This is a genomic window from Streptomyces sp. NPDC048297 (assembly GCF_043201585.1).
Taxonomy (GTDB): Bacteria; Actinomycetota; Actinomycetes; order Streptomycetales; family Streptomycetaceae; genus Streptomyces.
The window spans coordinates 131,350-154,503 of the sequence record NZ_JBICZA010000001.1 but is presented as its reverse complement, the minus strand read 5'-3'; the positions used below and the strand labels follow the sequence as shown (position 1 = coordinate 154,503).

22 protein-coding genes and 1 pseudogene are annotated in these 23,154 nt (G+C 68.7%); 2 read left to right on the top strand and 21 right to left on the bottom strand.

What is annotated here, in order from left to right; genetic code table 11:
* Window positions 1-16 precede the first annotated feature (16 nt).
* The 15 genes and pseudogenes from ACGFYV_RS00665 to ACGFYV_RS00595 all read right to left on the bottom strand — a co-directional run bounded on the left by ACGFYV_RS00665 (window position 17) and on the right by ACGFYV_RS00595 (window position 15,005).
* Window positions 17-637: an ATP/GTP-binding protein gene (locus ACGFYV_RS00665; RefSeq protein ID WP_393876141.1), complete on the bottom strand. Its 621-nt coding sequence runs from the start codon at window positions 635-637 to the stop codon at window positions 17-19.
* The gene (locus ACGFYV_RS00660; protein ID WP_393876140.1) at window positions 618-1,037 is read right to left on the bottom strand and encodes a DUF742 domain-containing protein; all 420 of its coding nucleotides are present in this window, start codon (window positions 1,035-1,037) and stop codon (window positions 618-620) included. The genes ACGFYV_RS00665 and ACGFYV_RS00660 overlap by 20 nt, the downstream gene beginning before the upstream one ends.
* Window positions 1,034-1,438 (bottom strand): roadblock/LC7 domain-containing protein, encoded by a 405-nt coding sequence (locus tag ACGFYV_RS00655; protein ID WP_393876139.1) that lies wholly within the window; start codon window positions 1,436-1,438, stop codon window positions 1,034-1,036. The genes ACGFYV_RS00660 and ACGFYV_RS00655 overlap by 4 nt, the downstream gene beginning before the upstream one ends.
* Window positions 1,435-3,105, bottom strand: coding sequence for a sensor histidine kinase (locus ACGFYV_RS00650; RefSeq protein ID WP_393876138.1), 1,671 nt, complete (start codon window positions 3,103-3,105; stop codon window positions 1,435-1,437). Before ACGFYV_RS00650 ends, ACGFYV_RS00655 begins: the two co-directional genes overlap by 4 nt.
* Before the next feature lie 436 nt (window positions 3,106-3,541).
* Window positions 3,542-6,393: pseudogene (locus tag ACGFYV_RS00645) on the bottom strand (DEAD/DEAH box helicase).
* Window positions 6,394-6,508: 115 nt separating this feature from the next.
* A complete protein-coding gene (gene tatC, locus ACGFYV_RS00640; RefSeq protein ID WP_393876376.1) occupies window positions 6,509-7,408 on the bottom strand; it encodes a twin-arginine translocase subunit TatC in 900 nt (299 codons plus the stop codon).
* Between the two features lie 91 nt (window positions 7,409-7,499).
* A complete protein-coding gene (gene tatA / locus ACGFYV_RS00635) occupies window positions 7,500-7,784 on the bottom strand; it encodes a Sec-independent protein translocase subunit TatA (protein ID WP_393876137.1) in 285 nt (94 codons plus the stop codon).
* A gap of 257 nt (window positions 7,785-8,041) precedes the next feature.
* Complete coding sequence (locus ACGFYV_RS00630; protein ID WP_393876136.1) at window positions 8,042-8,236, bottom strand: hypothetical protein; 195 nt, start codon at window positions 8,234-8,236, stop codon at window positions 8,042-8,044.
* A 20-nt stretch (window positions 8,237-8,256) separates the two neighbouring features.
* The gene (locus tag ACGFYV_RS00625) at window positions 8,257-8,559 is read right to left on the bottom strand and encodes a hypothetical protein (RefSeq protein ID WP_393876135.1); all 303 of its coding nucleotides are present in this window, start codon (window positions 8,557-8,559) and stop codon (window positions 8,257-8,259) included.
* Entirely contained in the window at window positions 8,556-9,596 is a 1,041-nt protein-coding gene (locus tag ACGFYV_RS00620) for a helix-turn-helix transcriptional regulator (protein ID WP_393876134.1), read from the bottom strand. The genes ACGFYV_RS00625 and ACGFYV_RS00620 overlap by 4 nt, the downstream gene beginning before the upstream one ends.
* A gap of 17 nt (window positions 9,597-9,613) precedes the next feature.
* Window positions 9,614-10,567: a helix-turn-helix transcriptional regulator gene (locus tag ACGFYV_RS00615; RefSeq protein ID WP_393876133.1), complete on the bottom strand. Its 954-nt coding sequence runs from the start codon at window positions 10,565-10,567 to the stop codon at window positions 9,614-9,616.
* Window positions 10,568-10,748: 181 nt separating this feature from the next.
* Window positions 10,749-11,129, bottom strand: coding sequence for an FKBP-type peptidyl-prolyl cis-trans isomerase (locus ACGFYV_RS00610; protein WP_393876132.1), 381 nt, complete (start codon window positions 11,127-11,129; stop codon window positions 10,749-10,751).
* A 97-nt stretch (window positions 11,130-11,226) separates the two neighbouring features.
* The gene (locus ACGFYV_RS00605) at window positions 11,227-12,231 is read right to left on the bottom strand and encodes an FKBP-type peptidyl-prolyl cis-trans isomerase (protein ID WP_393876131.1); all 1,005 of its coding nucleotides are present in this window, start codon (window positions 12,229-12,231) and stop codon (window positions 11,227-11,229) included.
* A gap of 143 nt (window positions 12,232-12,374) precedes the next feature.
* Complete coding sequence (pafA, locus tag ACGFYV_RS00600) at window positions 12,375-13,736, bottom strand: Pup--protein ligase (RefSeq protein WP_393876130.1); 1,362 nt, start codon at window positions 13,734-13,736, stop codon at window positions 12,375-12,377.
* Between the two features lie 9 nt (window positions 13,737-13,745).
* Complete coding sequence (locus tag ACGFYV_RS00595) at window positions 13,746-15,005, bottom strand: MFS transporter (protein ID WP_393876129.1); 1,260 nt, start codon at window positions 15,003-15,005, stop codon at window positions 13,746-13,748.
* A 118-nt stretch (window positions 15,006-15,123) separates the two neighbouring features.
* Here ACGFYV_RS00595 and ACGFYV_RS00590 point away from each other — a divergent pair, with 118 nt between their 5' ends.
* Window positions 15,124-16,140: a LacI family DNA-binding transcriptional regulator gene (locus ACGFYV_RS00590; RefSeq protein ID WP_393876128.1), complete on the top strand. Its 1,017-nt coding sequence runs from the start codon at window positions 15,124-15,126 to the stop codon at window positions 16,138-16,140.
* Between the two features lie 54 nt (window positions 16,141-16,194).
* On the opposite strand, the gene prcA is transcribed toward ACGFYV_RS00590, so the two are convergent.
* From prcA to arc, 6 genes are all read right to left on the bottom strand, one after another.
* Window positions 16,195-16,932, bottom strand: a complete 738-nt coding sequence (prcA, locus tag ACGFYV_RS00585; RefSeq protein WP_393876127.1) for a proteasome subunit alpha — start codon at window positions 16,930-16,932, stop codon at window positions 16,195-16,197.
* 61 nt (window positions 16,933-16,993) lie between these two features.
* Window positions 16,994-17,836: a proteasome subunit beta gene (gene prcB, locus ACGFYV_RS00580; protein ID WP_393876126.1), complete on the bottom strand. Its 843-nt coding sequence runs from the start codon at window positions 17,834-17,836 to the stop codon at window positions 16,994-16,996.
* A complete protein-coding gene (locus ACGFYV_RS00575) occupies window positions 17,788-18,366 on the bottom strand; it encodes an endonuclease VII domain-containing protein (RefSeq protein ID WP_393876125.1) in 579 nt (192 codons plus the stop codon). The genes prcB and ACGFYV_RS00575 overlap by 49 nt, the downstream gene beginning before the upstream one ends.
* Before the next feature lie 33 nt (window positions 18,367-18,399).
* Window positions 18,400-18,618: a ubiquitin-like protein Pup gene (locus tag ACGFYV_RS00570; RefSeq protein WP_393876124.1), complete on the bottom strand. Its 219-nt coding sequence runs from the start codon at window positions 18,616-18,618 to the stop codon at window positions 18,400-18,402.
* A gap of 198 nt (window positions 18,619-18,816) precedes the next feature.
* Window positions 18,817-20,328, bottom strand: a complete 1,512-nt coding sequence (gene dop / locus ACGFYV_RS00565; RefSeq protein ID WP_393876123.1) for a depupylase/deamidase Dop — start codon at window positions 20,326-20,328, stop codon at window positions 18,817-18,819.
* A gap of 232 nt (window positions 20,329-20,560) precedes the next feature.
* Window positions 20,561-22,327 carry a proteasome ATPase gene (arc, locus tag ACGFYV_RS00560; protein WP_393876122.1) on the bottom strand — a complete coding sequence of 589 codons (1,767 nt, stop codon included), beginning with the start codon at window positions 22,325-22,327 and terminating at the stop codon, window positions 20,561-20,563.
* A 522-nt stretch (window positions 22,328-22,849) separates the two neighbouring features.
* On the opposite strand from arc, the gene ACGFYV_RS00555 reads away from it, so the two are divergent.
* Window positions 22,850-23,152, top strand: coding sequence for a ferredoxin (locus ACGFYV_RS00555; RefSeq protein ID WP_393876121.1), 303 nt, complete (start codon window positions 22,850-22,852; stop codon window positions 23,150-23,152).
* Window positions 23,153-23,154 lie beyond the last annotated feature (2 nt).

The window sequence follows — 23,154 nt, the reverse complement described above, 5'->3', positions numbered from 1 at the left end:
TCGGATGGACACCGGGTCAGGTGAGGGCGCCTGACATGGCGAGGGAGTGCAGGAAGTGCATGAGCGTCATCAGCGCCTCCTTGCTGGAGGCGCGTCGGCGTACGTCGCACTCGACGATCGGGATCTCCTCGGACAGGTCCAGCGCGGTGCGCAGTTCCTCGACCGGGAAACGGGGCGCGTCCGGGAAGGAGTTGACGGCGACGATGAAGGGGACTCCGCGCTCCTCCAGCCGGCCCATCACGTCGAAGCTGACCTCCAGGCGCCGGGTGTCCGCCAGGACGACCGCGCCGAGCGCGCCTTCGAACAGGCCGTTCCACAGGAACCAGAAGCGCTCCTGGCCGGGGGTGCCGAAGAGGTAGAGCACCAGTTGTTCGGTGATGCTGATCCGGCCGAAGTCCATGGCGACGGTGGTGGCCGTCTTGGACTCGGAGCCGTAGTCGTCGTCCACCCCGATGCCGGCCTGGGTCATGGTCTCCTCGGTGGTCAGCGGCCTGATGTCGCTGACGGAACCGACCATGGTGGTCTTGCCGACACCGAACCCGCCCACGATCACGATCTTCACGGCGGCCTGGGCCGTGTGCGGGAGCTGGTCCTCGGTCCGTGGACCTGGGAGGGTGTCAGAGCCGTTGAAGTCCATGCATCACCGCTTCGAGGAGTGAACGGTCGGGGAGCGCCTGGCGGACGATCGGGGCGCGCGCCTGCACCAGTTCAGCCGTGATCAGCTCGGTGATCAGTACGGTCATCGCGCTGAACGGCAGGCTCAGGTAGGCGGACAGTTCGGCCACGGACAGGGGGGCGGTGCAGAGCCGCAGCACCGCGGCCTGCTCGGGGGTGGCGGAGGGCTGCGGTGCGGAGCGGGAGACGATCAGGGTGACCAGGTCGAGTTCCGCCCGTGCCCCGTCCGCGAGGCCGGTGACGGCGTAGAGCCGCTCGGGGTTCTTCGGCGGACGCTCGCCGTCCGCCTGCTGCGGGCGTGGCGGCGGCGGAGGGGGCGGCAGGTCGTCGGGGCGGCGCCGTTTGCGTCGTGGAGGAGTCATACGGTCTGCCCGTTCCGCCGGGGCGGACTGGTGAGATGCGCGCCGATCCGGACGACGAGGTCGCGCATCATGCCGCTCATCCGGCCGGGTTCGCAGGTGACGTCGGCGAGCACGGCGAGAAAGGCGTTGTCTCCCGCGTTCATCAGATAGAAGTAGCCGCCCTCGATCTCGATGACGACGAGCTTCATGTCGCCGGTGCCGTGGATCTCCTGGATGATGGCGCCGGCCAGGCTCTGCACGCCCGCGCAGGCGGCGGCCACGCGGTCGGCGGCGTCGGGTTCGCCGCCGTAGCGGGCGATGCGCAGGCCGTCGGCGGAGAGGACCACGATCATCTGGATGCCCGGCACACCGTCGTTGAGCTGCTTGAGCATCCAGTCGATGTTGCCTCGCTGCTGGATCACTTGAAGTCCCCCTCGTCGTCGGCGCCGGTGGCGGCCTCGGGTGTGAAGTCCGAATCGTCGAGCAGGTGGACGTACTTTTCCGGATGCCGCGTGAAGTCGGTGAGTTCGGGCGCGGTGGCGTCCGCGGGCATGCCCTTGCGCAGGCCGTCCCAGAACGCGTCGACCCACATGCCGGGCGGACGCTCCATCAGCTTCTTGCGCTCGGGGTCGATCTCCGGCTCGGGCTCGGGTTCGGGCTTGGGCTGCGACCAGATGGTCGGCCTGCCCTCGCGCTCGGCGCGCTCGATCTCGGCCTGTTCGCGCAGCCGCTGGCTGAGCGGGGTCTTCATCCGGCTGCGGCGCTGCGGCAGCCCGCCCGCGGTCCACTCGGTGACGACGGGGACGTCGTCCTCCATGGAGATGCCGGCGGGGATGCGGGGGCTGGTGGGGCGGCGCTTCTTCGGCGGGCGCTTCGGGCCTTCCACGGCGCCGAGTTCGGGCATCGGAATGCCGGTGGCGCCGATGCCGTGGGCCGCTCCGACGCCGGGCTCGGTGGTGGTCATGACGCGCGGTACGACGAGGATCGCGCGCACGCCACCGTAGGCGGAGGCGCGCAGCGAGACCTCCATGTCGAACTGCCGGCACAGCCTGCCGACGACGGCGAGGCCGAGACGCGGGTTGTCGCCGAGGTTCTGGGCGTCGTCGAGCCTCTTGGCGTCCTCGATCATCTTCTCGACGCGTGCGCGGGACTCCTCGTTGAGGCTGACGCCGGAGTCCTCGATCTCGATGGCGATACCGGTCTGCACCTCGACGGCGGTGACGTGCACCTTGGTCGAGGGCGGCGAGTAGCGGGTGGCGTTGTCGAGGAGTTCGGCGGCAGCGTGGATGAGCGGCTCGACGGAGGTGCCCTTGATGTTGATGTTGACGATGGAGCTGAGGTCGATGCGCCGGTACTCCAGGATCCGGGACATGGCGCCGCGCAGCACGCTGTAGAGCGACACGGGCAGGGGCCACTGACGCCCGGGGCGGCCACCGCCGAGGACGGAGATGGAGTCGGCGAGCCGGCCGATCAGCGAGGTGCCGTGGTCCAGGCGCAGCAGGTCGTCGAAGACCTCGGGGTTGCGGCCGTGGTCCTCCTCCATCTCGCGCAGTTCCTTGGCCTGCTGGTGGACGATGGCCTGGACGCGCCGGGCGATGGCGACGAAGGCACGCTCGGTGGCGTCACGCATCGAGATCTCGTCGTCCGCGCCCTTGAGGGCGGTGCGCAGCAGGGTGCGCTGGGACTCCGGGAGGTCCCGCAGTTGGGGGTCCTTGTCGATGACGTTGATGAGCACGTCGCGCATCGACTCGCCCGCCCGCAGCCGGTACAGCGCGGTGGGCAGGATCTCGCTGCCGAGCCGGACGATCTCGGCGTCGTGGATCGCGAGGCGGTGCTCCAGGTACGCGGTGTGACGGGCGTGCTCGGCCTGGGCCTCCCGGAGCCTGCGCCCGCGGCGGACGACCTCCGCCGCGGTGACGAGGACGAGGACGGTGGCCACGGCCCCGCTGCAGCCGACGGCGACCCGGGCCGGGGCCGCCACCAGGGCGACGGCGGCACCGGTCGCCGCGGCCATCAGGACGGCGGGCAGCAACAGCACCCGCGCAAGGGGTCGTTCACGGCCACCGGGAGGCTTCTGAACACTCACCATGGATGCCTTCTGAGACGGATCGGCTGGGTGTCGGGGTGCTTGTGGGGGGAAGGTTCATGGAACTGTCGGTATCTTCCGCACATTTGGGAACAGGCGCGCGAATTACCTCAACTCGGTGCACCGCGGGCGAGCTTAGTCCGACCGGATCATCGCCGTGTCATATTCGGCAAGCACCTGAAATCACCCTCGGGACAGGAGTAGCCTCGTCCCATTTACACGCAAGGCATCCATTCGAACACACACAGTAATGGCACGTGGGTATGCGAAAGTAACTCGCTGTGAAGACGAAAAGGGACCTCAGTCCCTGAGATCACCGAGCACGACAGCAAGCCAAAGGGGCGCGGGGCTGTGTCTGATGTGTGGCTCCGCCGCGTGGGCGCGACAAGCCACCGATCACCCGCACCCGCACCCGCACCCGCACCCGCCCGGCGCTGCCTCACCCCACCGACGAGTAGGCCACAACCCCCCTCAGCAGCTGATCAACAGCCTTCCGCGCGGCCTTCGCCACCGTCGAGCCCTCCGCAGGAGAAGCCGCCGAGATCTGCCCCAGCACGTCGATCACCTGCTTGGACCACCGCACGAAGTCGCCCGCGGGCATCTCCGCCTCGCGCAGCACCTCGTCCAGGCCCGCCCCCGAGGCCCACATGTACGCGGCCCAGGCGAACCCGAGATCCGGCTCGCGCTGGCCGACGCCCTCGGTCTGGTTGATCCGGAAGTCCTCCTCCAGGGCGTCCAGCCGTCCCCAGATCCGCACCATCTCGCTGAGCGCGGCCTTCGCCCTGCCGGAGGGCAGCTTCGGCGCCATGGCGTCGTCGCCGACCCGGGACTCGTACACCAACGCCGAGACGCAGGCGGCGAGTTCGGCCGGGCCGAGCCCTTCCCAGACGCCCTCGCGCAGGCATTCGCTGGCGAGCAGGTCGAGTTCGCCGTAGAGCCGGGCGAGCCGCTTGCCGTGCTCGGTGACCTCGTCGCCGCGCAGGTAGTCCAGCTCGGTCAGCAGGGCGACGATGCGGTCGAAGGTCCGCGCGATGGTGTTCGTACGGCCCTCGATGCGCCGCTCCAGCTGGGAGGTGTCGCGCATCAGCCGGTGGTAGCGCTCGGCCCAGCGCGCGTGGTCCTCGCGGTCGTCGCACCCGTGGCAGGGGTGCGCGCGGATCGCGGTGCGCAGCCGGGCGATCTCGCGGTCGTCGGCGGCCTGTGAGCGCTTCTTGCGGGCCCGCTCCGGCGGGATGTGCCCGGCCTTGGTGCGCAGCGCGGAGGCCAGGTCGCGGCGGGACTGCGGGGAGCGCGGGTTGAAGGACTTCGGGATCCGCATCCGGTCCAGGGCCTCGACCGGCACCGGGAAGTCCATGGATGCCAGCCGCTTGACCTGCCGCTCGGCGGTGAGCACCAGGGGGCGCGGGCCGTCGTGGTGCTCCAAGCCGCGGTGTCCGTTGGAGCGGCCGGCGGGCAGGCCCGGGTCCAGTACGAGGGCGAGGCCCGCGTACTTGCCCGTCGGCACGTGGATGACGTCGCCGGGCTTGAGCTTCTCCAGGGCGACGGCGGCCTCGGCGCGCCGCTCGTCGGCGCCCTGGCGGGCCAGTTCGGTCTCGCGGTCCTTCAGTTCGCGGCGCAGCCGCGCGTACTCCTCGAAGTCGCCGAGATGGCAGGTCATGGAGGCCTTGTAGCCCTCCAGGCCCTCCTCGTTGCGCTGCACCTGCCGGGAGATGCCGACGACCGACTTGTCGGCCTGGAACTGCGCGAAGGAGGTCTCCAGCAGCTCGCGGGAGCGGTGGCGGCCGAACTGCTCGACCAGGTTGACCGCCATGTTGTACGACGGCTTGAAGCTGGAGCGCAGCGGATAGGTGCGGGTGCCCGCGAGGCCGGCGAGGTGCTCGGGGCTGGTGGCCCGCTGCCACAGCACGACCGCGTGTCCCTCGACATCGATGCCGCGCCGTCCCGCACGGCCGGTGAGCTGCGTGTACTCGCCGGGCGTGATGTCGGCGTGCTGCTCGCCGTTCCACTTGACGAGCTTTTCCAGCACGACGGAGCGGGCGGGCATGTTGATGCCGAGCGCGAGGGTCTCGGTGGCGAACACGGCCTTGACCAGGCCGCGCACGAACAGCTCCTCGACGACCTCCTTGAAGGTCGGCAGCATGCCGGCGTGGTGGGCGGCGATGCCGCGCTCCAGGCCCTCCAGCCACTCGTAGTAGCCGAGGACGTGCAGGTCCTCCGTGGGGATGGAGGCGGTGCGCTCCTCGACGAGGGAGCGGACCTTCTCCCGCTCGTCCTCGTCGTTGAGCCTGAGGCCCGCGTACAGGCACTGCTGGACGGCCGCCTCGCAGCCGGCCCGGCTGAAGATGAACGTGATCGCGGGCAGCAGGCCCTCGGAGTCGAGGCGCTCGATGACCTCGGGACGCCCGGGGGTCCACACCCGCGAGCGCTGTCTGCGTTCGCGCTCGCGGTCGGCCTCGCGCATCGCACGTCCGCGCCGGCGGTCCTGGTAGGAGGGCCGGCTGGCCTCCATCCGGGCGAGGCGGACGAGGTCGGGGTTGACGGCCCTCTTGTGGCCCTCGCCCTCCTCGAACAGGTCGTACATCCGGCGTCCGGCGAGCACGTGCTGGAACAGCGGCACGGGCCGGTGCTCGGAGACGATCACCTCCGTGTCGCCGCGGACGGTGTCCAGCCAGTCACCGAACTCCTCGGCGTTGGACACGGTCGCCGACAGTGACACCAGGGTCACCGACTCGGGCAGGTGGATGATCACTTCCTCCCAGACGGCGCCGCGGAAGCGGTCGGAGAGGTAGTGCACCTCGTCCATGACCACGTAGCCGAGGCCGAGGAGGGTCTGGGAGCCGGCGTAGAGCATGTTCCGCAGCACCTCGGTGGTCATCACGACCACCGGGGCGTCGGAGTTGACGCTGTTGTCACCGGTGAGCAGGCCGACCTTGTCGCTGCCGTAGCGACGGCACAGGTCGGCGTACTTCTGGTTCGACAGCGCCTTGATGGGTGTCGTGTAGAAGCACTTCTTGCCCTGTCTCAGGGCGAGGTGGACGGCGAACTCGCCCACGATCGTCTTGCCGGATCCGGTGGGGGCGGCGACCAGTACGCCCTTGCCGTCCTCGAGTGCCTGACAGGCCTCGACCTGGAAGGCGTCGAGTCCGAAGTCGTACATCTCGCGGAAGGACGCGAGCGCGGTGGCCTGCTCGGCTGCCCGCAGGCGGGCTGCCGCGTACCGCTCGGCGGGTGAGAGGTCCTCTGTCATCGTCTTTCGAGCGTACCGGGCCGCACTGACAACAGGACGATCATTATCCGTCCCGGTCCCGTGCGGGCCCGCGCACATGCGTGAGGGGCCGGACGGGAGTTCCGAAGTTCCCGTCCGGCCCCTCACGCATGCCGTGACCTGTGTGCCGTGCCGGGCGGCTCAGGTGATGTCGTCGTAGCCGTTGTACTTGCCCGAGTGCGTGCCGTCGACGCCCGCGCCTTCGGGCAGGGCCGAGGCGGCCGGGACGGGTTCCACGTCGTCGAGCGCCTGCGGGGTCAGGTCGAGGGAGGAGGCCTCGTCGTCGTCCAGCTCCGCGTCGGGGTTGGCGCGTCCGCGGCGGCGGTCGTTGAGGATGGAGATGCCGACCGCGATGAAGTACAGCACCACGATGGGGCCCGCGAGCGCGATCATGCCGAAGGGGTCGGTGGTGGGGGTCGCCACGGCACCGAAGACGAAGACGCCCATGACGACTCCGCGCCACCAGCCGAGCATGCGGCGTCCGGACACGATGCCGACGAAGTTCAGCATGATCAGCAGCAGGGGCAGTTCGAAGGCGCCGCCGAAGATGAGGATCATCCGGACGATGAAGTCCAGGATCTTGTCCATCGGCAGGATGTTCGCCGAGCCCTCGGGCGTGATCCCGAGCAGCACGCGCATGCTGATGGGCAGGATCGTGTAGGCCAGCCAGGCACCGGCCAGGAAGAGCGGCGCGGCCGCGGCGACGAACGCGTACGTGTACTTGCGCTCGTGCTTGTGCAGGCCCGGCGCGATGAACGCCCACAGCTGGTACAGCCAGACGGGGCTGGAGATGATCACGCCCGCCATGAAGCAGACCTTCACCGTGGTGGTGAAGGGGGACAGCAGGTCGGTGTAGGCGATGACGGCGCAGTGGCCGCCCGTGGACTCACCGAGGCCCTTGGTGCAGCGCGGGACCGGATGCATGAGGAAGGACATCAGGTCCTGGCTGTAGAAGGCGACCACCACGGAGACCACCGTGATCGCCAGCATGCCCTTCGCGAGCCGGTTGCGCAGCTCCCGGAGGTGCTCCACCAGGGGCATCCGCCCCTCGGGGTCCTTCTCTTTCTTGCGGGCAGACTTGAGCAACCCACGTCCTCATCTCGTGCGGCAGGCCGGGGGATCCGGCCGCGTGTCAGCGCTGGGTGGTGTCCGTCGGCTCGTTGACCGGGCGCGAGCTGCTCACGTCGCCGGGGGCCGCCTGGATGGTGCGCTGGGCCGGGGGCTCCTCCTTGGTGCTCGGCTGGGCGGCCGGGGCGGAGGTGTTGCCCTCCTCCTTCATCGCCTTGGCCTCGCTCTTGAGGATGCGTGCGGACTTGCCCAGCGAGCGGGCCATGTCCGGAAGCTTCTTCGCGCCGAAGAGAAGAAAGACGACGACGAGGATGAGAATGATCTCGGTAGGACCGAGCCTTCCGATCATGAGTGTTTACCTTCTCACCGAGGCGACTGGGTGGGTGCTGTCCGACCTTTCGGACATCCGTCCGAGCGATCGTGCTGGCAGCGATCGTAACGCTCAGGGGTAAACGGCGGGCAATCCCCGTGCGTACTCCCGGTCAGCGGTACGCGCCTCGCTCTTCGCACCGCGAAATGCAGCGTACCTGGCCCGGTGGGCGGCGTGACAGGGCGAAGCGATACAAAACGCGTGCATCACCGCAGCCCAGGCCGTCACTGTACGTGTCACAGAGTGTCGGCGGTGCGGGCCGCGCCGACCGCCGCGCGCTCCAGGTCCTCGGCCGCCCTGTTGATACGGCGCGCGGAGTCCGCGACCTGCGCGCCCAGGCGCCGGGCCTCCAGGAACACCCGGACGGCGAGCACCCCCAGGACGGCGAGACCCAGGAAACCCACGGCTACCGCGAACATCGGCCAGAACATGACACCGAGCCTAGACCGTCCTACACGGTGGAGTGCAGCCGCAGGGTGCTGACACCGCCGCCGGTGAGCAGCTCGACGATCCGCTCTCCCGCGGGCTTGCGCACCGAGGCACCGCAGTCGGGGCAGGTGAAGGAGTAGAACGTCGTCCGGCTGCTCGCGCCGATCGCCAGGCGCAGAGCACTCGCGGCGAGCTCGAAGCGGCCCCGGCAGTCCGGGCAGCCCGCCCTGAACACCACGGGGACCACTCTGCGCATCCCGGCGAAGGCCGCCGCCACCGACATCTGACCCACGTCACCCGCACCCGGCATCGCAGACTCGTTCAAAGCCCTCGCTCCTGCCTCTCGTACGACCCGTCATGAACCGCGTGCGCCGCCACGGGCGCGCTGTCGTAGGCCTCCAGCGCCCCGCCGGCCGCCTGCCGGGCGCTGTCGGCCAGCTCGGGCGGCGAGACGATCCGGCCGTCGCGGCCCAGCCGCAGCGCGAGGCGCCGCAGCGAGGCCGGGTCGGGGGTACGCAGGGTGATCCGCAGCCCGCCGTCGGGCAGTTCGTCGGCGCTGTCGTGCGGGTAGTACTCGGCGACCCACCGGCCGCCCGGGGCCACCTCGATCACGACCTCCGGGTCCTCCGCCGCGGGCTGTACCAGGGCCTCGGACAGGTCGCGCAGTTCTATCTCGGGCGGCGCGGACGGCTCGTCCAGGACCCGGATCTCCGCGACCCGGTCGAGCCGGAAGGTGCGCCGCGCCTCGGAGCGCCGGCACCACGCCTCCACATAGGTGTGGCCGACGCTGACCAGGCGGATCGGGTCGATCTCCCGCTCGGTGACCTCGTCACGGGCCGGCGAGTAGTAGCGGATCCACAGCCGGCGGCGCTCGGAGATCGCCCGGTCGACGTCGGCGAAGACACCGCCCTCGGACTCGAACGTCACCGACAGTCGGGCGCTGGCACCGGCCGCCTCACCGGCCGCCCCCTCCACCTTGGCGGTCGCCCGCAGCAGCGCCTGGCGGTCGCTCTCCCGCAGTCCGGGCAGCGTGGAGACCGCGCGGGCGGCGACCAGCAGGGCGGTGGCCTCGTCGGCCGCAAGGCGCAGCGGCTCGGCCGCCTCCTCGCCGAGCGCGGCCGGGTTGTGCCACCAGATCCGCTCGCCGTCCGTGTCGATGTCCAGCAGATCGCCGCCGCGGAAGCTGGTGCCGCACATGGGCAGCAGATCCAGGTCGGAGACCAGCTCGTCCTCGGTGATCCCGAAGGCGCGCGCGACGTCCGCGATCCGGGCACCGGGACGCTCACGCAGATACGTCACCAGGGAGAGCATCCGCCGGGTCTGGTCGATGGCACTCGCGGGCCTGACCGGTTTTCCTGCCATGGTTCTTCCGCTCCCCCTCAGCCCTTGGCCACGGCACGCAGCCGGTCAACCACGTCCGCGCGCAGCTCGGCCGGCTCCAGCACCACGACGTCCGGGCCGAACTCCACCAGCCAGGCGTCCAGGCCGTGCCCGTACGGAATCTCCAACTCGTCCCACCCGTCGCCGAGTTCCCGGACCCGGGTGGCCTTCGCCCGAAGGGGGTAACCGGCACCGGCGCGCAGCCGGATCAGCGCCGACCGGTCGGCGATCTCGCCCGCCCAGCCGGCGACGGTCTCGCGCACGGTGACGACATCGGGCACGGCAGCGGTGAAGCCCGTACCGCGCGAGCGGACCTTGCCGGTGATCCGGGACAGCCGGAAGACGCGCTCGGCGCCCCGGTCGCGGTCCCAGCCGGCCAGGTACCAGTGGCCGCGCCAGCACTCCAGCGCCCACGGCTCGACATGCCGGGGCTCGGGGCGGGCGGCGGAGGCCTTGCGGTAGTCGAAGACGACCGTGCGCCGGTCGCGGCAGGCCAGCATCAGCGGCTCGAAGGCGGCCTCGTGCACCGGGATGCGCGGCTCCAGCGCGCCGTGCGCCTCGTACGGGTCGACGTCCTCGGGCAGACCGGCCGCGCGCAGCTTCTGCAGGGCGCCGCTGGCCGCACCGGCCAGACGCGCCTGCTGCCACACCTTGGCGGCCAGGCCCAGAGCGGCGGCCTCCTCGGCGTCCAGGGTGATCGGCGGCAGCCGGTTGCTGTCACGGCGGGCGAGATAGCCGACCTCGCCGTCGAGGTTCTCGACGGTCTCGATGACCAGCCCCAGCTCGCGCAGGTCGTCCTTGTCCCGCTCGAACATCCGGTTGAAGGAGTCGTCGCCACCCGCCTCGAGGTACGCCTCGATCGAACCGCGCAGCTCACGCTTGCTGAGCGGCCGCCGTGTGCCGAGCAGACACAGCGCGAGGTTCATCAGCCGCTCGGCCTTGGCAATGGCCATCGACGCCCTTCGCCTCCCTGAAGTGGTCCCGATCAACGACCGTACCGCTCCGGAGTGTCGCGGCAAAAGCCGAAGCCGGGAAGGCGACCGGTCACGGACCGCGAAGAGCACGGCGAAGGGGCCCGTGCGAACAGCACGGACCCCTTCACTGCCATGTCCGGTCGGCTACCGCCAAGTCCGGTCAGCGCTTGCCGACGCCCACCAGGTCGCAGACGAAGATCAGCGTCTCGCCCGGGGCGATACGGCCGCCGGCACCACGGTCGCCGTAGGCGAGGTGCGCCGGGATGACCAGCTGGCGGCGACCGCCGACCTTCATGCCCTGCACACCCTTGTCCCAGCCCTGGATGACCTGGCCGACACCGAGCTGGAAGTCCAGCGGGGTGCCCCGGTTCCAGGAGGCGTCGAACTCCTCGCCCGTGGAGAACGCGACACCGACGTAGTGAACCTTGACGAAGTCGCCGGCCGCTGCGACCTCGCCGTCACCCTCCCAGATGTCCTTGATCTCGAGGTCCGCCGGGGGCTCTCCGCCCGGGAAGTCGATCTCGGGCTTATCGATGTTCACGTCAAAAGCTCCTGCTTGTGTACGACACGAATCACGGACAGTCTGTCATCCCCGCAGGCCCCCCGCCCGCCCTGGGCCACCCCGCCACAGCGGAGCGTCACATCGCCGCCAGGATGTCCACCGTGAACACCAGCGTCGACCCCTTCTTGATGACACCACCGGTCGGCGGCGTGTCGCCGTACCCCAGATCCGGCGGCACGACGACCAGGACCCGGCTGCCCACCTTCTTGCCGGTCACCCCCTGCGCCAGACCCTTGACGATCTGCTGCATCTGCTCCACCGGGAACTGGCTCAGCCGGCCCGAGCCGTACGTCCGCTGGAACGTCTTGCCGCCGTCCCACACCAGCCCCTGGAACTGGCACAGGATCGTCTGGTCCGCCTTGACCTCCTCGCCGTCACCCTCCAGGACGTAGTCCGACACCAGCCGCTTCGGCGGGTCCGTCTTCGGGACGGTGACCGAGGGCACCTTGCCGTCGGTGTTCGTCCCCACCTTCGGCAGCGCCGCGTCGGTCTGCGGAACCTCCGTCCCCTTCACCGAACTCTTCGAGTTGAACGAGTCGATCACATCGATCACGAACACCAGCGTGTCGGTGCCCTTGATACCGGCCTGCGGATTACCCGACTTGCCGTAACCCCAGGTCGGCGGCACCGCGATCTGCACCCGGCTGCCCGTCTTCTTCCCCGCCAGCGCATACCGCCAGCCGTCGATGATGCTGCCCTGCGCGAGCTGCATCACCAAGGGCCGGTGCCGGTCGTAGGAGTTGTCGAAGACCTTCCCGGTGCTCCAGATCTGACCCAGGTAGTTCGCCTGGATGAAGTCGTTCTCCGCGATCGTCCGGCCACCGCCCACGATCACCGCCTTGACCGCCAGGTCTGCGGACGGATCACCCGTCCCCTTGGCGACCGTCGGCTTCTCACCGAACTTCGTACCCGCCGTGATCGCCGGCAGCGGCCCCTCCACGATCTTCGGCGGGGGCGCCGCGGACACCGACGGCGACGGCGACGCACCCGCCTTGTCGGAGCCCGACTTTCCGTCACCGCACGCGGCGAGCGTGACCAGACCTGCGGGTACTGCGGCCAGGAGAAGTGAACGTCGGCGCACGGAGATGCCTCGTAATCGGTCGATCTTGCGGAATGGCGTGCGCGCAACTCTACGACGCGAGAAGAGCGCCGTACGGGAAACGTACGGCGCCCGTGTGGCGTTCCGGCGACGACCCGCCCGAACGCTTGACACACCCTCTCTCGTCACATTCCGGCGATCAGCTTCTCCACCCGGTCGTCCACCGAACGGAACGGGTCCTTGCACAACACAGTGCGCTGCGCCTGGTCGTTCAGCTTCAGATGCACCCAGTCGACCGTGAAGTCCCGGCGCTGCTCCTGCGCCCGCCGGATGAAGTCACCACGCAGCCTGGCCCGAGTGGTCTGCGGCGGAACCGACTTGGCCTCGAAGATCTTCATGTCGTTGCAGATCCGCGTGGCCTGGCCCCTGCGCTCCAGCAGATAGTAGAGACCACGACGACGGTGGATGTCGTGATACGCGAGGTCTATCTGGGCGACCCGCGGATGCGACATCGTCATGTTGTTCTTCGCCCGGTACCGCTCGATCAGCTTGTACTTCATGACCCAGTCGATCTCGGTGCCGATCCGGTCGAGCTCCTCGGTCTCGATCGCGTCCAGCGTACGGCCCCACAACTCCAGGACCTGCGCGACCGTACCCGTGCGGATGCCACGGCGGTCACAGAAGTCCACGGCCTTGTCGAAGTACTCGCGCTGCACCTCAAGCGCCGACGCCTCCCGGCCACTGGCCAGACGCACCTTGCGCCGGCCCGTGATGTCGTGGCTGACCTCACGGATCGCCCGGATCGGGTTCTCCAGCGTCAGATCACGCATCACCGTGCCCGCCTCGATCATGCGCAGCACCAGGTCGGTCGCCCCGACCTTCAGCAGCATCGTCGTCTCCGACATGTTCGAGTCGCCCACGATGACATGCAGACGGCGGTAACGCTCGGCGTCCGCGTGCGGTTCGTCGCGCGTGTTGATGATCGGACGCGAACGGGTCGTCGCCGAGGAGACGCCCTCCCAGATGTGCTCCGCACGCTGGCTCACGCAGTACACGGCACCACGCGGCGTCTGCAGCACCTTGCCCGCGCCGCACAGCAACTGCCTGGTCACCAGGAACGGAATGAGAATGTCCGCGAGACGGGAGAACTCCCCGTGCCGCGCCACCAGATAGTTCTCGTGGCAACCGTAGGAGTTGCCCGCCGAGTCCGTGTTGTTCTTGAAGAGGTAGACGTCGCCCGCGATTCCCTCCTCGTGCAGGCGTCGCTCCGCGTCCACCAGGAGTCCCTCGAGAATGCGCTCGCCGGCCTTGTCGTGGGTGACCAGTTCGGTCACATTGTCACATTCGGGTGTCGCGTATTCCGGATGTGAGCCCACGTCGAGATAAAGCCGGGCACCGTTGCGCAGAAAAACATTGCTGCTTCGGCCCCATGACACGACACGGCGGAAGAGGTACCGCGCCACCTCGTCAGGAGACAGGCGGCGCTGTCCCCTGAACGTGCACGTGACGCCGTACTCGTTCTCCAGCCCGAAAATGCGGCGGTCCATGACTGAACATTACGCCCGATCCCCTGAGCTGAAACGGGGTTCGGCAGCACGATTTGGATCATTTTCCGATGACGCCGCAACAACCCCGTCCCGCACGGGAGCTGCGAGGACCCTCCCCGTCGCCAGCAGGACCAGCAACGACACCGCCCCCGCCACACCCGGCAGCGCGAACCCCCACACCGCCCCGCCCGCCTCCACCACCGGCCCCGCCAGGCCCGTTCCCACCGAAGCGCCCACCGTGAACGTCGTCACCAGCCACGAGAAAGCCTCGGTGACCGTCCCGCCCGGCGCATGCCGGTCCACGATGATGAACGCACACGCGATGCACGGCGCCAGGAACACCCCCGACACCACCGACAACCCCACCATGGCCACCACCCCAGGCATCAGCGTCAACGGCAGATAACACACCGCCAAAAGCGCCACCAGCACCCGCAGTCGCCGCTCCGGCACACCACCCCACTGCCGCGCCCCGTACACCACACCCCCGAACAGCGCACCCAGCCCCAGCCCCGCCATCAGCCAGCCGTACACCGCGTCACCACCATGGCCGTCGGCGTACGACACCGAAGCCACCGTGATCGAACCCAACGCGATCCCCACGAAGAAGAAGGCACCCAGCAACGCCAGCAGCCCCGGCGAACGCAGCGCACCCAGCCAATGCGCCTCCCGCGGCGCCGAACGCCACGCACGCGAAGGCCCCGACACCACCACCGACAGGGCCCCCAGCACCCCCACCGCGTTCAGCACCAGCAGGGCGGCCCGCTCCGACCACAGCGACGCGCACACGGTCACCAGCAACGGGCCCACCGTGAACATCACCTCCTGCGCGATCGCGTCCATCGCGTACGCCGTGTGCACCTGCTCCTCACGGCGCAGCACCGACGGCCACAGCGCACGCAGCCCGCCCTCCAGAGGCGGCGCGAACAGACCCGCCGCCGCGACGGCCACGTACGCCGACGGCAACGGCTCGATACCCGAGAACGCGAACACCGACATGGCGAACGCCGACACCACCGCCGCGGGCAACTGCACACGCGGCTGCCCGTACACATCCACCAGCCGGCCCAGAACCGGCTGACCGACCGCGTTCGCCACGCCGTACACCGCCGCCAGAGCACCCGCCAGGCTGTACGTGCCACCCTGGGCCCGCACGAACAGCACCAGGGCGATCGCCGCCGTCGCGTTGGGCAGCCGGCCCACCAGGGTTCCGGTGAGCAGCCGCAGCGCGTGTCTCGCCCTGAGGATCTCCAGATAACCCGTGGCCATGCCCTGCCCCTCACCAACCGCCCCGGAACGCCGAAGCTCCGAAGTGTTACGTATAACGTCGTCTCCCATACGTACCATGTGCGCTGTTCACCCGTCCAGACGAAGGAGCAGGCACACGGTGGCACGCAGCAACACGCGACCGACCAGCCGTGACGTCGCCCAGGCAGCCGGAGTCTCCCAAGCCGCCGTCTCACTCGTCCTCGGCGACAAATGGCGCGGCCGCGTCTCCGAGACCACCGCCGAACGCGTCCGCGAAGCCGCACGCGACCTCGGCTACCGGCCCAACCTCGCCGCCCGCAACCTCCGCCTCGGCCACACCCGCACCGTCCTGCTCGTCGTCCCCGCCCTCACCACCGAATTCTTCGCCGGCGTCTACACCGGCGCCGCCCGCATCGCCGCCCAGCACGGCTTCGGCGTCGTCCTCTACCCCTCCCCCCAAGGCATCGGCCCCGCACGCGACCCCTTCGCCTCCGCACAAGCCGCCCTCGACGGCGTCATCGCCTCCTCCATGGCCGCCGACGCCCTCACCGCCATCCGCGGCGACCAACTCCCCCTCGTCATGCTCGACAGCGACCCCCACGGCAGCCTCGGCGCCGCCACCGTCAACCTCGACATCGCCGACGGCGTCCGCCAGATCACCGACCACCTCCTCGGCCTCGGCCACCGCCACATCCTCCACCTCGCCGCCGACGTCCCCTCCTGGACCTTCGACGTCCGCGCACAGGAACTCACGGCCCGCCTCGCCGCCGTACCGGGCACACACCTGCGAACCGCCGCCGCCCCCATCTCCATCGAAGGCGCCCGCACCGCCACCGAAACCGCCCTCACCGCACCCGGCCCCCGCCCCACCGCCATCATCTGCGACGACGACAAACTCGCCGCCGGCGCCTACAAAGCCCTGCGCCGCCTCGGCCTCAAAGTCCCCGACGACGTCTCCGTCACCGGCCTCGACGACCTCGCCCTCGCCACCGCCATCGACCCCGAACTCACCACCGTACGACTGGACGCCGAACTCTTCGGAGAACGCGGAATGCAAGCCCTCCTCGCCGTCCTCGACGGCCGGGAACCCGAAAGCGGAGACATCCCCGTCGAACTCGTCGTCCGCGGCTCCACAGCACCGGCACGCCACCCCTGAAAACAGTGGTGCCCCGGCCGGAAACCCGACCGGGGCACCACCGCACGACGTGAATCACTCCTCGTCGGAACTCTCCGCCTCCGTCGCCGCACCGTCCGCCTCCAGCAGACGGGACAGCTGACGCCCCACGATCCGCTTGAACTTCCGCTTCTGCGGACGCGTACGGTCCAGCACCGCCACCTCCAGGCGCTCCGCGGGGATCTCCCGCTCACTGCCGTTGGTGTCACGGGACAGCGCCTGCACAGCCAGCTTCAGCGCCTCCGCCAGACTCATACCGTCACGGTGCTGCTGATCCAGGAAACTGCTGATCTGCTCCGCATTGCCACCCACCGCGACCGAACCGTGCTCATCCACGATCGAACCGTCATGCGGCAGCCGGTAGATCTGGTCACCCTCCGGAGTCTCACCGACCTCCGCGACCACCAGCTCCACCTCGTACGGCTTCTCCGCCGCCGAAGAGAAGATCGTGCCCAGCGTCTGCGCGTACACGTTCGCCAGACCACGCGCCGTCACATCGTCACGGTCATAGGTGTAACCACGCAGATCCGCATAGCGCACACCACCGATGCGCAGATTCTCGTACTCGTTGTACTTACCGGCGGCCGCGAAACCGATCCGGTCATAGATCTCGCTGAACTTGTGCAGCGCACGGGACGGGTTCTCACCGACGAACACAATGCCGTCGGCATACTGCAGCACAACCAGGCTGCGGCCACGCGCGATGCCCTTACGGGCGTACTCCGCCCGGTCGGCCATGGCCTGCTGAGGTGAGACATAGAACGGCGTCGACACCGGTTATCCGTCCCTTTCTGTCATGGTCACTGGATCACCTGGAAAACAACCCGGCCCGCACTCAGAGCAGGGCGGCCTTGGGGCCGTCCGGCTCCTCCAGACGCCGCTGGAGCACCGCGCGGGAAAGCTCCGAGGACTCCGCCTCGGTCAGCCGGCGGAAACCGTCCTCCGTGATCACGGTGATGATCGGGTAGATCCGGCGGGCGACATCGGGACCACCGGTCGCCGAGTCGTCGTCAGCCGCGTCGTACAGAGCCTGCACCACCAGCGTCGTGGCCTGCTCCTCGGACAGGTCGTCACGGAACAGCTTCTTCATCGCACCCCGCGCGAACAACGAGCCCGAACCCGTCGCCGCGAAGTTGTGCTCCTCGGAACGCCCACCCGTGACGTCGTAGGAGAAGACGCGCCCCTTCTCCCGGTCCACGTCGTACCCCGCGAACAACGGCACCACGGCCAGACCCTGCATCGCCATGCCGAGATTCGAACGGATCATCGTCGACAACCGGTTCGCCTTGCCCTCCAGCGACAGCTGCGCACCCTCGACCTTCTCGAAGTGCTCCAGCTCCAGCTGGAAGAGCTTCACCATCTCCACGGCGAGACCGGCGGTGCCGGCGATACCGACGGCCGAGTACTCGTCCGCCGGGAACACCTTCTCGATGTCCCGCTGCGCGATGACATTGCCCATCGTGGCCCGGCGGTCACCCGCGAGCACCACGCCACCGGGGAACGTCACCGCCACGATCGTCGTGCCGTGCGGGGCCTCGATCACGCCCTGCGTGGGCAGCTGCCGCTTGCCGGGCAGCAGCTCGGGCTGGTGGTCCGAGAGAAAGTCCATGAACGACGAGGACCCAGGCGTCAGGAAGGCAGCTGGTAGACGCCCGGTGCTACGAGTGTTGGCTTCCACGCGTTTCCTTCCAAGTAATCGGCAGCTCGGTTCATCGCTTCGGGGTCGTCCCTCAACAGGCCGAGGCCGGAATTGCAGTTGAAGCACAGTACGCCACGGACCCTACCCGTCTCATGGCAGTGATCCACATGCGTTGCAGGGGCGAACAGACAGATGCAACAGACTCCCCCTTGAGAGGCGACCAACTGGTCTCGCCGATCTTCGGTGAGACCGTACTTGCGCCGCAGATGCTGCGCAGGAGCCACCGCCGCCCTACAGGCCTTGCAGCGGCTTGCCAGGCCGTTGCCCTGTCGATGCCACTCGCTGTGCGGCTTCACTTCACCGCACCCGCGACAGCGTTTGTGCCCCTCGGGCACGTGGTCTGCGGGCCCGAGTACCGGAGGCTCCGGAGCCCGGCAGTGATAGTTGGTCGCACAGTCGCGGCAATGGCGCTGCAAGCCATCCAAATTCGACCGCTTACGGGCGAACGCTGCGTGCGACTTGTACTCGCCACACCGCACGCAGCGCTTCACTCTTCCTTCGCTTGCCATCCGAGGAGCCCCCGGCAACCTTCGATTCGAAGGCTACTCGCCGCCCTTCTGAACGAAACTTCGAACGAAGTCCTCTGCATTCTCCTCGAGGACATCGTCGATCTCGTCCAGGACGGAGTCCACGTCGTCGCTCAGCTTGTCGTACTGCTCCTGGCGGTCCTTGGAGGCCTGCGCGTCCTGCGCCTGCTCCTCGACCTCCTCGGTGGAGCGTGTGGCCTTCTGCTGGCCGCCGCCGGTGTCCTTGGTTGCCATAACCCTCACCCCGCTCAGTTCGCCCGACATGATCGACGGGTCGGCTTTCCTGCCGATCGGTGATGATCAGACCCTACAAGCCGGGTCCGACATCGGCCCCGCAGTTTCGACAACGTACGGGGGCCACCTCGATGATTCCCGGGCGGTGGGATTTCCACCCCGTCCGCCCGGGGTGATACGTGTTCCCGCTGGTACCGCTCAGCCGCCTGACAGGACCCTGACCAGGTCTTCCGCCGTGCGGCAGCGGTCCAGCAGTTCCTTGACGTGATTTCGCGTTCCGCGTAGTGGTTCGAGGGTTGGGACCCGCTGGAGCGAGTCGCGTCCGGGCAGGTCGAAGATGACCGAGTCCCAGGAGGCGGCGGCCACGTCGTCGGCGTACTGCTCCAGGCAGCGGCCGCGGAAGTAGGCGCGGGTGTCCTCCGGGGGCTTCGTGCGGGCCCTGTCGACCTCGGACTCGTCCAGGAGCCGCTTCATGCGTCCCCGGGCGGCCAGGCGGTTGTAGAGGCCCTTCTCGGCGCGTACGTCGGCGTACTGGAGGTCGACGAGGTGGAGCCTGGCGGCGTCCCAGTCGAGGCCGTCGCGGCGGCGGTAGCCCTCCATGAGTTCGCGTTTGGCGACCCAGTCGAGTTCGCCGGCGAGGCTCATGGGGTCGTTCTCGAGTCGGTTGAGGGTGTCCTCCCAGCGGGAGAGGACGTCCTTGGTCTGGTCGTCGGCGTCGGCTCCGAAGCGTTCCTCGACGTACTTGCGGGAGAGCTCGAAGTACTCCATCTGCAGTTGGACGGCGGTGAGTGTGCGGCCGCTGCGGAGGGTGACGAGGTGCTTGAGAGAGGGGTCGTGGGAGACCTGGTGGAGGGTGCGCACGGGCTGGTCGACAGCGAGGTCGACGGCGATGAAGCCGTCCTCGATCATGGAGAGGACCAGGGCGGTCGTGCCGAGTTTGAGGTAGGTGGAGATCTCGGAGAGGTTCGCGTCGCCGATGATCACGTGCAGGCGGCGGTATTTCTCGGCGTCGGCGTGGGGTTCGTCGCGGGTGTTGATGATGGGGCGTTTGAGGGTGGTCTCAAGACCGACCTCGACCTCGAAGTAGTCGGCGCGCTGGCTGAGCTGGAAGCCGTGTTCGTGGCCGTCCTGGCCGATGCCGACGCGGCCGGCTCCGGCGAAGACCTGGCGGGAGACGAAGAAGGGGGTGAGGTGGCGCACGATGTCGGAGAAGGCGGTTTCCCGCTTCATCAGGTAGTTCTCGTGCGTGCCGTAGCTGGCGCCCTTGTTGTCGGTGTTGTTCTTGTAGAGGTGGATGGGCTGGGCGCCGGGGAGCTGGGCTGCTCGTTCGGCGGCCTCGGCCATGATGCGTTCGCCGGCTTTGTCCCACAGGACGGCGTCGCGGGGGTTGGTGACCTCGGGGGCGCTGTATTCGGGGTGGGCGTGGTCGACGTAGAGGCGGGCGCCGTTGGTGAGGATCACGTTGGCGAGGCCGATGTCCTCGTCGGTGAGCTGGCTGGAGTCGGCGGCCTCGCGGGCGAGGTCGAAGCCCCGGGCGTCTCGCAGCGGGTTCTCTTCCTCGAAGTCCCAGCGGGCTCGGCGGGCCCGGTGCATCGCCGCCGCGTAGGCGTTGACGATCTGGGACGAGGTGAGCATGGCATTGGCGTTGGGGTGGCCGGGGACGGAGATCCCGTACTCCGTCTCGATGCCCATTACTCGCCGTACGGTCATGCGGCCCTCCTTGCCCGGCGGCACCCTCGGTCGAGGGGGCCGCTCACGTACCGCTGGCGCTCCGGTGCGTGTGCGGTGCCCGTCCCCGCACTGCGCGACTCGGCGGTAGGAAAGAGCCTAGAACGCCTTTGCGCTGGTGGGGAGATCATTTGCGTCATTGCCTGCTTCGGTCGTGGCCGGAAAAGCAGGAGGCTGCGGGTGCCCGGCGAGGGCACCCGCAGCCGCCCTGTCTTTACAGGTACTGACCAGTATTGGCCACTGTGTCGATGGAGCGTCCGGTGTCCGCGCCCTGCTTTCCGGTGATGAGGGTGCGGATGTAGACGATCCGTTCGCCCTTCTTGCCGGAGATTCGGGCCCAGTCGTCGGGGTTGGTGGTGTTGGGGAGGTCTTCGTTCTCCTTGAACTCGTCCACGCAGGCCTGGAGGAGGTGGGAGACGCGGAGGCCCTTCTGGCTCTTGTCGAGGAAGTCCTTGATGGCCATTTTCTTGGCGCGGCCCACGATGTTCTCGATCATGGCGCCGGAGTTGAAGTCCTTGAAGTAGAGGACTTCCTTGTCGCCGTTGGCGTAGGTGACTTCCAGGAAGCGGTTTTCCTCGGATTCGGCGTACATGTGCTCGACGGCCGCCTGGATCATGCTCTGGACGGTCGTTTCCTTGCTGCCGCCGTGTTCGCCGAGGTCGTCGGCGTGCAGGGGGAGGCGCTCGGTGAGGTACTTGCCGAAGATGTCCTTGGCGGCCTCGGCGTCGGGTCGCTCGATCTTGATCTTCACGTCGAGCCGGCCGGGGCGCAGGATGGCGGGGTCGATCATGTCCTCGCGGTTGGAGGCGCCGATGACGACCACGTTCTGCAGGCCTTCGACGCCGTCGATCTCGGCGAGGAGCTGGGGGACGATGGTGTTCTCCACGTCCGAGCTGACGCCGGAGCCGCGGGTGCGGAAGAGGGATTCCATCTCGTCGAAGAAGACGATGACGGGGGTGCCCTCGCTGGCCTTCTCGCGTGCGCGCTGGAAGACGAGGCGGATCTGCCGCTCGGTCTCGCCGACGTACTTGTTGAGGAGCTCCGGGCCCTTGATGTTGAGGAAGAAGCTCTTGCCGGCGGCCTGGCCGGTGACTTCGGCGACCTTCTTGGCGAGGGAGTTGGCGACGGCTTTGGCGATCAGTGTCTTGCCGCAGCCGGGGGGGCCGTAGAGCAGGACGCCCTTGGGCGGGCGCAGCTCGTGCTCCTTGAACAGGTCGGGGTAGAGGTAGGGCAGCTCGACCGCGTCGCGGATGGCTTCGATCTGGTTGCCGAGGCCGCCGATCTGCTCGTAGCCGATGTCGGGGACCTCTTCGAGGACGAGTTCTTCGACCTCGCTCTTGGGCACGACTTCGTAGACGTAGCCGGAGCGGGGTTCGAGGAGGAGGGCGTCGCCGGGGCGGATGGTGACGTCAAGCAGCGGCTCGGCGAGCCGTACCACCCGTTCCTCGTCGGTGTGCCCGAGCACGAGGGCGCGTTCGCCGTCCTCGAGGATCTCCTTGAGGGTGACGATGTCGCCGACGCTCTCGTATTCCATGGCTTCGACCACGTTGAGGGCTTCGTTGAGCATGACTTCCTGGCCGCGCCTGAGGTCTTCGAGTTCGACGCTCGGGCTGACGTTGACGCGGAGTTTGCGGCCGCCGGTGAAGATGTCGGCGGTGCCGTCCTCGTTGGCCTGGAGGAAGACTCCGAAGCCGGCCGGCGGCTGGGCGAGCCGGTCGACTTCCTCTTTGAGGGCGACGATCTGGTCGCGGGCCTCGCGGAGGGTGTTGGCCAGTCGTTCGTTCTGGGCGGAGACGCCGGCCAGGTTGGTCTGCAGCTCGACGATCCGCTCTTCGAGAATCCTCGTGTGTCGCGGAGAGTCGGCGAGCTTGCGGCGCAGGACGGCGATCTCCTGCTCAAGGTAGGCAATCTGCCCGGACGGGTCGTCGGACCCTCGTCCCGGGCGGATGCCGCGGTTCATGTCGTCGTCGTGGGCTGCCACGGTCCTCACCTCCTCCAAGGGGAGCTGGACGCTTCCAGACCCTACCTGGGTGGGTGTCGATTGAAACCCCTAGATCACAAAGACTGTCAAGGTGTGTCGTCGGTCACCCGGTGCGCTCCCTCTCGCACGGAGGGGATACCCACTCAACGTGATTCGGAAGCGACTTGTTCCTGGCTCGGGATGGTCAAAACCCTTCGTGACTGGCTGGAGTTGTCCGTTCCGGGCCGGTCGGCCGGTGTGCGGGCATGCGCGGGGGCGCTCGCGCGGTCATCACGCAGAGCGACGGTGAGGGCGGTCGATGTCACGTCCGGGGTGGCCTGAAGTGATCGCTCGGGCGGTGCGGGGCCGTCGTCCCCGGTCGTGCGCCTCTACCCGAGGGGGTGGGGGAGGAAACCCCGGCACCCTGTCGGACACGGCGGGAAAGCGGGCGGAGGTAGGGTCGGGGGTGTTCAACAGCCGCTGGAGCGGACCCGGCTGGCCTTCGTGCCCCGGTCGCCGCCCGGCGAACCGACGGCAGGAGAGGTGACCGTGCAGCAGGAGGCCCCGGGCGGCGAGGCGCTGGAGGTCTGGATCGACCAGGACCTGTGTACCGGCGACGGGATCTGCGCCCAGTACGCCCCTGAGGTGTTCGAGCTGGACATCGACGGGCTGGCCTATGTGAAGGGCGCGGACGACGAGCTGCTCCAGGACGTGGGCGCGACGACGCCGGTGCCGCTCGCGCTGCTCACGGATGTCGTGGACTCCGCGAAGGAGTGTCCGGGGGACTGCATCCATGTGCGCCGGGTTTCGGACAGGGTCGAGGTGTACGGGCCCGACGCGGACTGAGT

What these genes read in the sequence shown, in the direction of transcription:
- ACGFYV_RS00665 (WP_393876141.1), bottom strand. Translation starts at nt 637, where the DNA reads ATGGACTTCAACGGCTCTGACACCCTCCCAGGTCCACGGACCGAGGAC.
- ACGFYV_RS00660 (WP_393876140.1), bottom strand. Translation starts at nt 1,037, where the DNA reads ATGACTCCTCCACGACGCAAACGGCGCCGCCCCGACGACCTGCCGCCC.
- ACGFYV_RS00650 (WP_393876138.1), bottom strand. Translation starts at nt 3,105, where the DNA reads ATGGTGAGTGTTCAGAAGCCTCCCGGTGGCCGTGAACGACCCCTTGCG.
- tatC (WP_393876376.1), bottom strand. Translation starts at nt 7,408, where the DNA reads ATGCCCCTGGTGGAGCACCTCCGGGAGCTGCGCAACCGGCTCGCGAAG.
- tatA (WP_393876137.1), bottom strand. Translation starts at nt 7,784, where the DNA reads ATGATCGGAAGGCTCGGTCCTACCGAGATCATTCTCATCCTCGTCGTC.
- ACGFYV_RS00630 (WP_393876136.1), bottom strand. Translation starts at nt 8,236, where the DNA reads ATGTTCTGGCCGATGTTCGCGGTAGCCGTGGGTTTCCTGGGTCTCGCC.
- ACGFYV_RS00620 (WP_393876134.1), bottom strand. Translation starts at nt 9,596, where the DNA reads ATGGCAGGAAAACCGGTCAGGCCCGCGAGTGCCATCGACCAGACCCGG.
- ACGFYV_RS00615 (WP_393876133.1), bottom strand. Translation starts at nt 10,567, where the DNA reads ATGGCCATTGCCAAGGCCGAGCGGCTGATGAACCTCGCGCTGTGTCTG.
- pafA (WP_393876130.1), bottom strand. Translation starts at nt 13,736, where the DNA reads ATGGACCGCCGCATTTTCGGGCTGGAGAACGAGTACGGCGTCACGTGC.
- ACGFYV_RS00595 (WP_393876129.1), bottom strand. Translation starts at nt 15,005, where the DNA reads ATGGCCACGGGTTATCTGGAGATCCTCAGGGCGAGACACGCGCTGCGG.
- ACGFYV_RS00575 (WP_393876125.1), bottom strand. Translation starts at nt 18,366, where the DNA reads ATGGCAAGCGAAGGAAGAGTGAAGCGCTGCGTGCGGTGTGGCGAGTAC.
- ACGFYV_RS00570 (WP_393876124.1), bottom strand. Translation starts at nt 18,618, where the DNA reads ATGGCAACCAAGGACACCGGCGGCGGCCAGCAGAAGGCCACACGCTCC.
- dop (WP_393876123.1), bottom strand. Translation starts at nt 20,328, where the DNA reads ATGACCGTACGGCGAGTAATGGGCATCGAGACGGAGTACGGGATCTCC.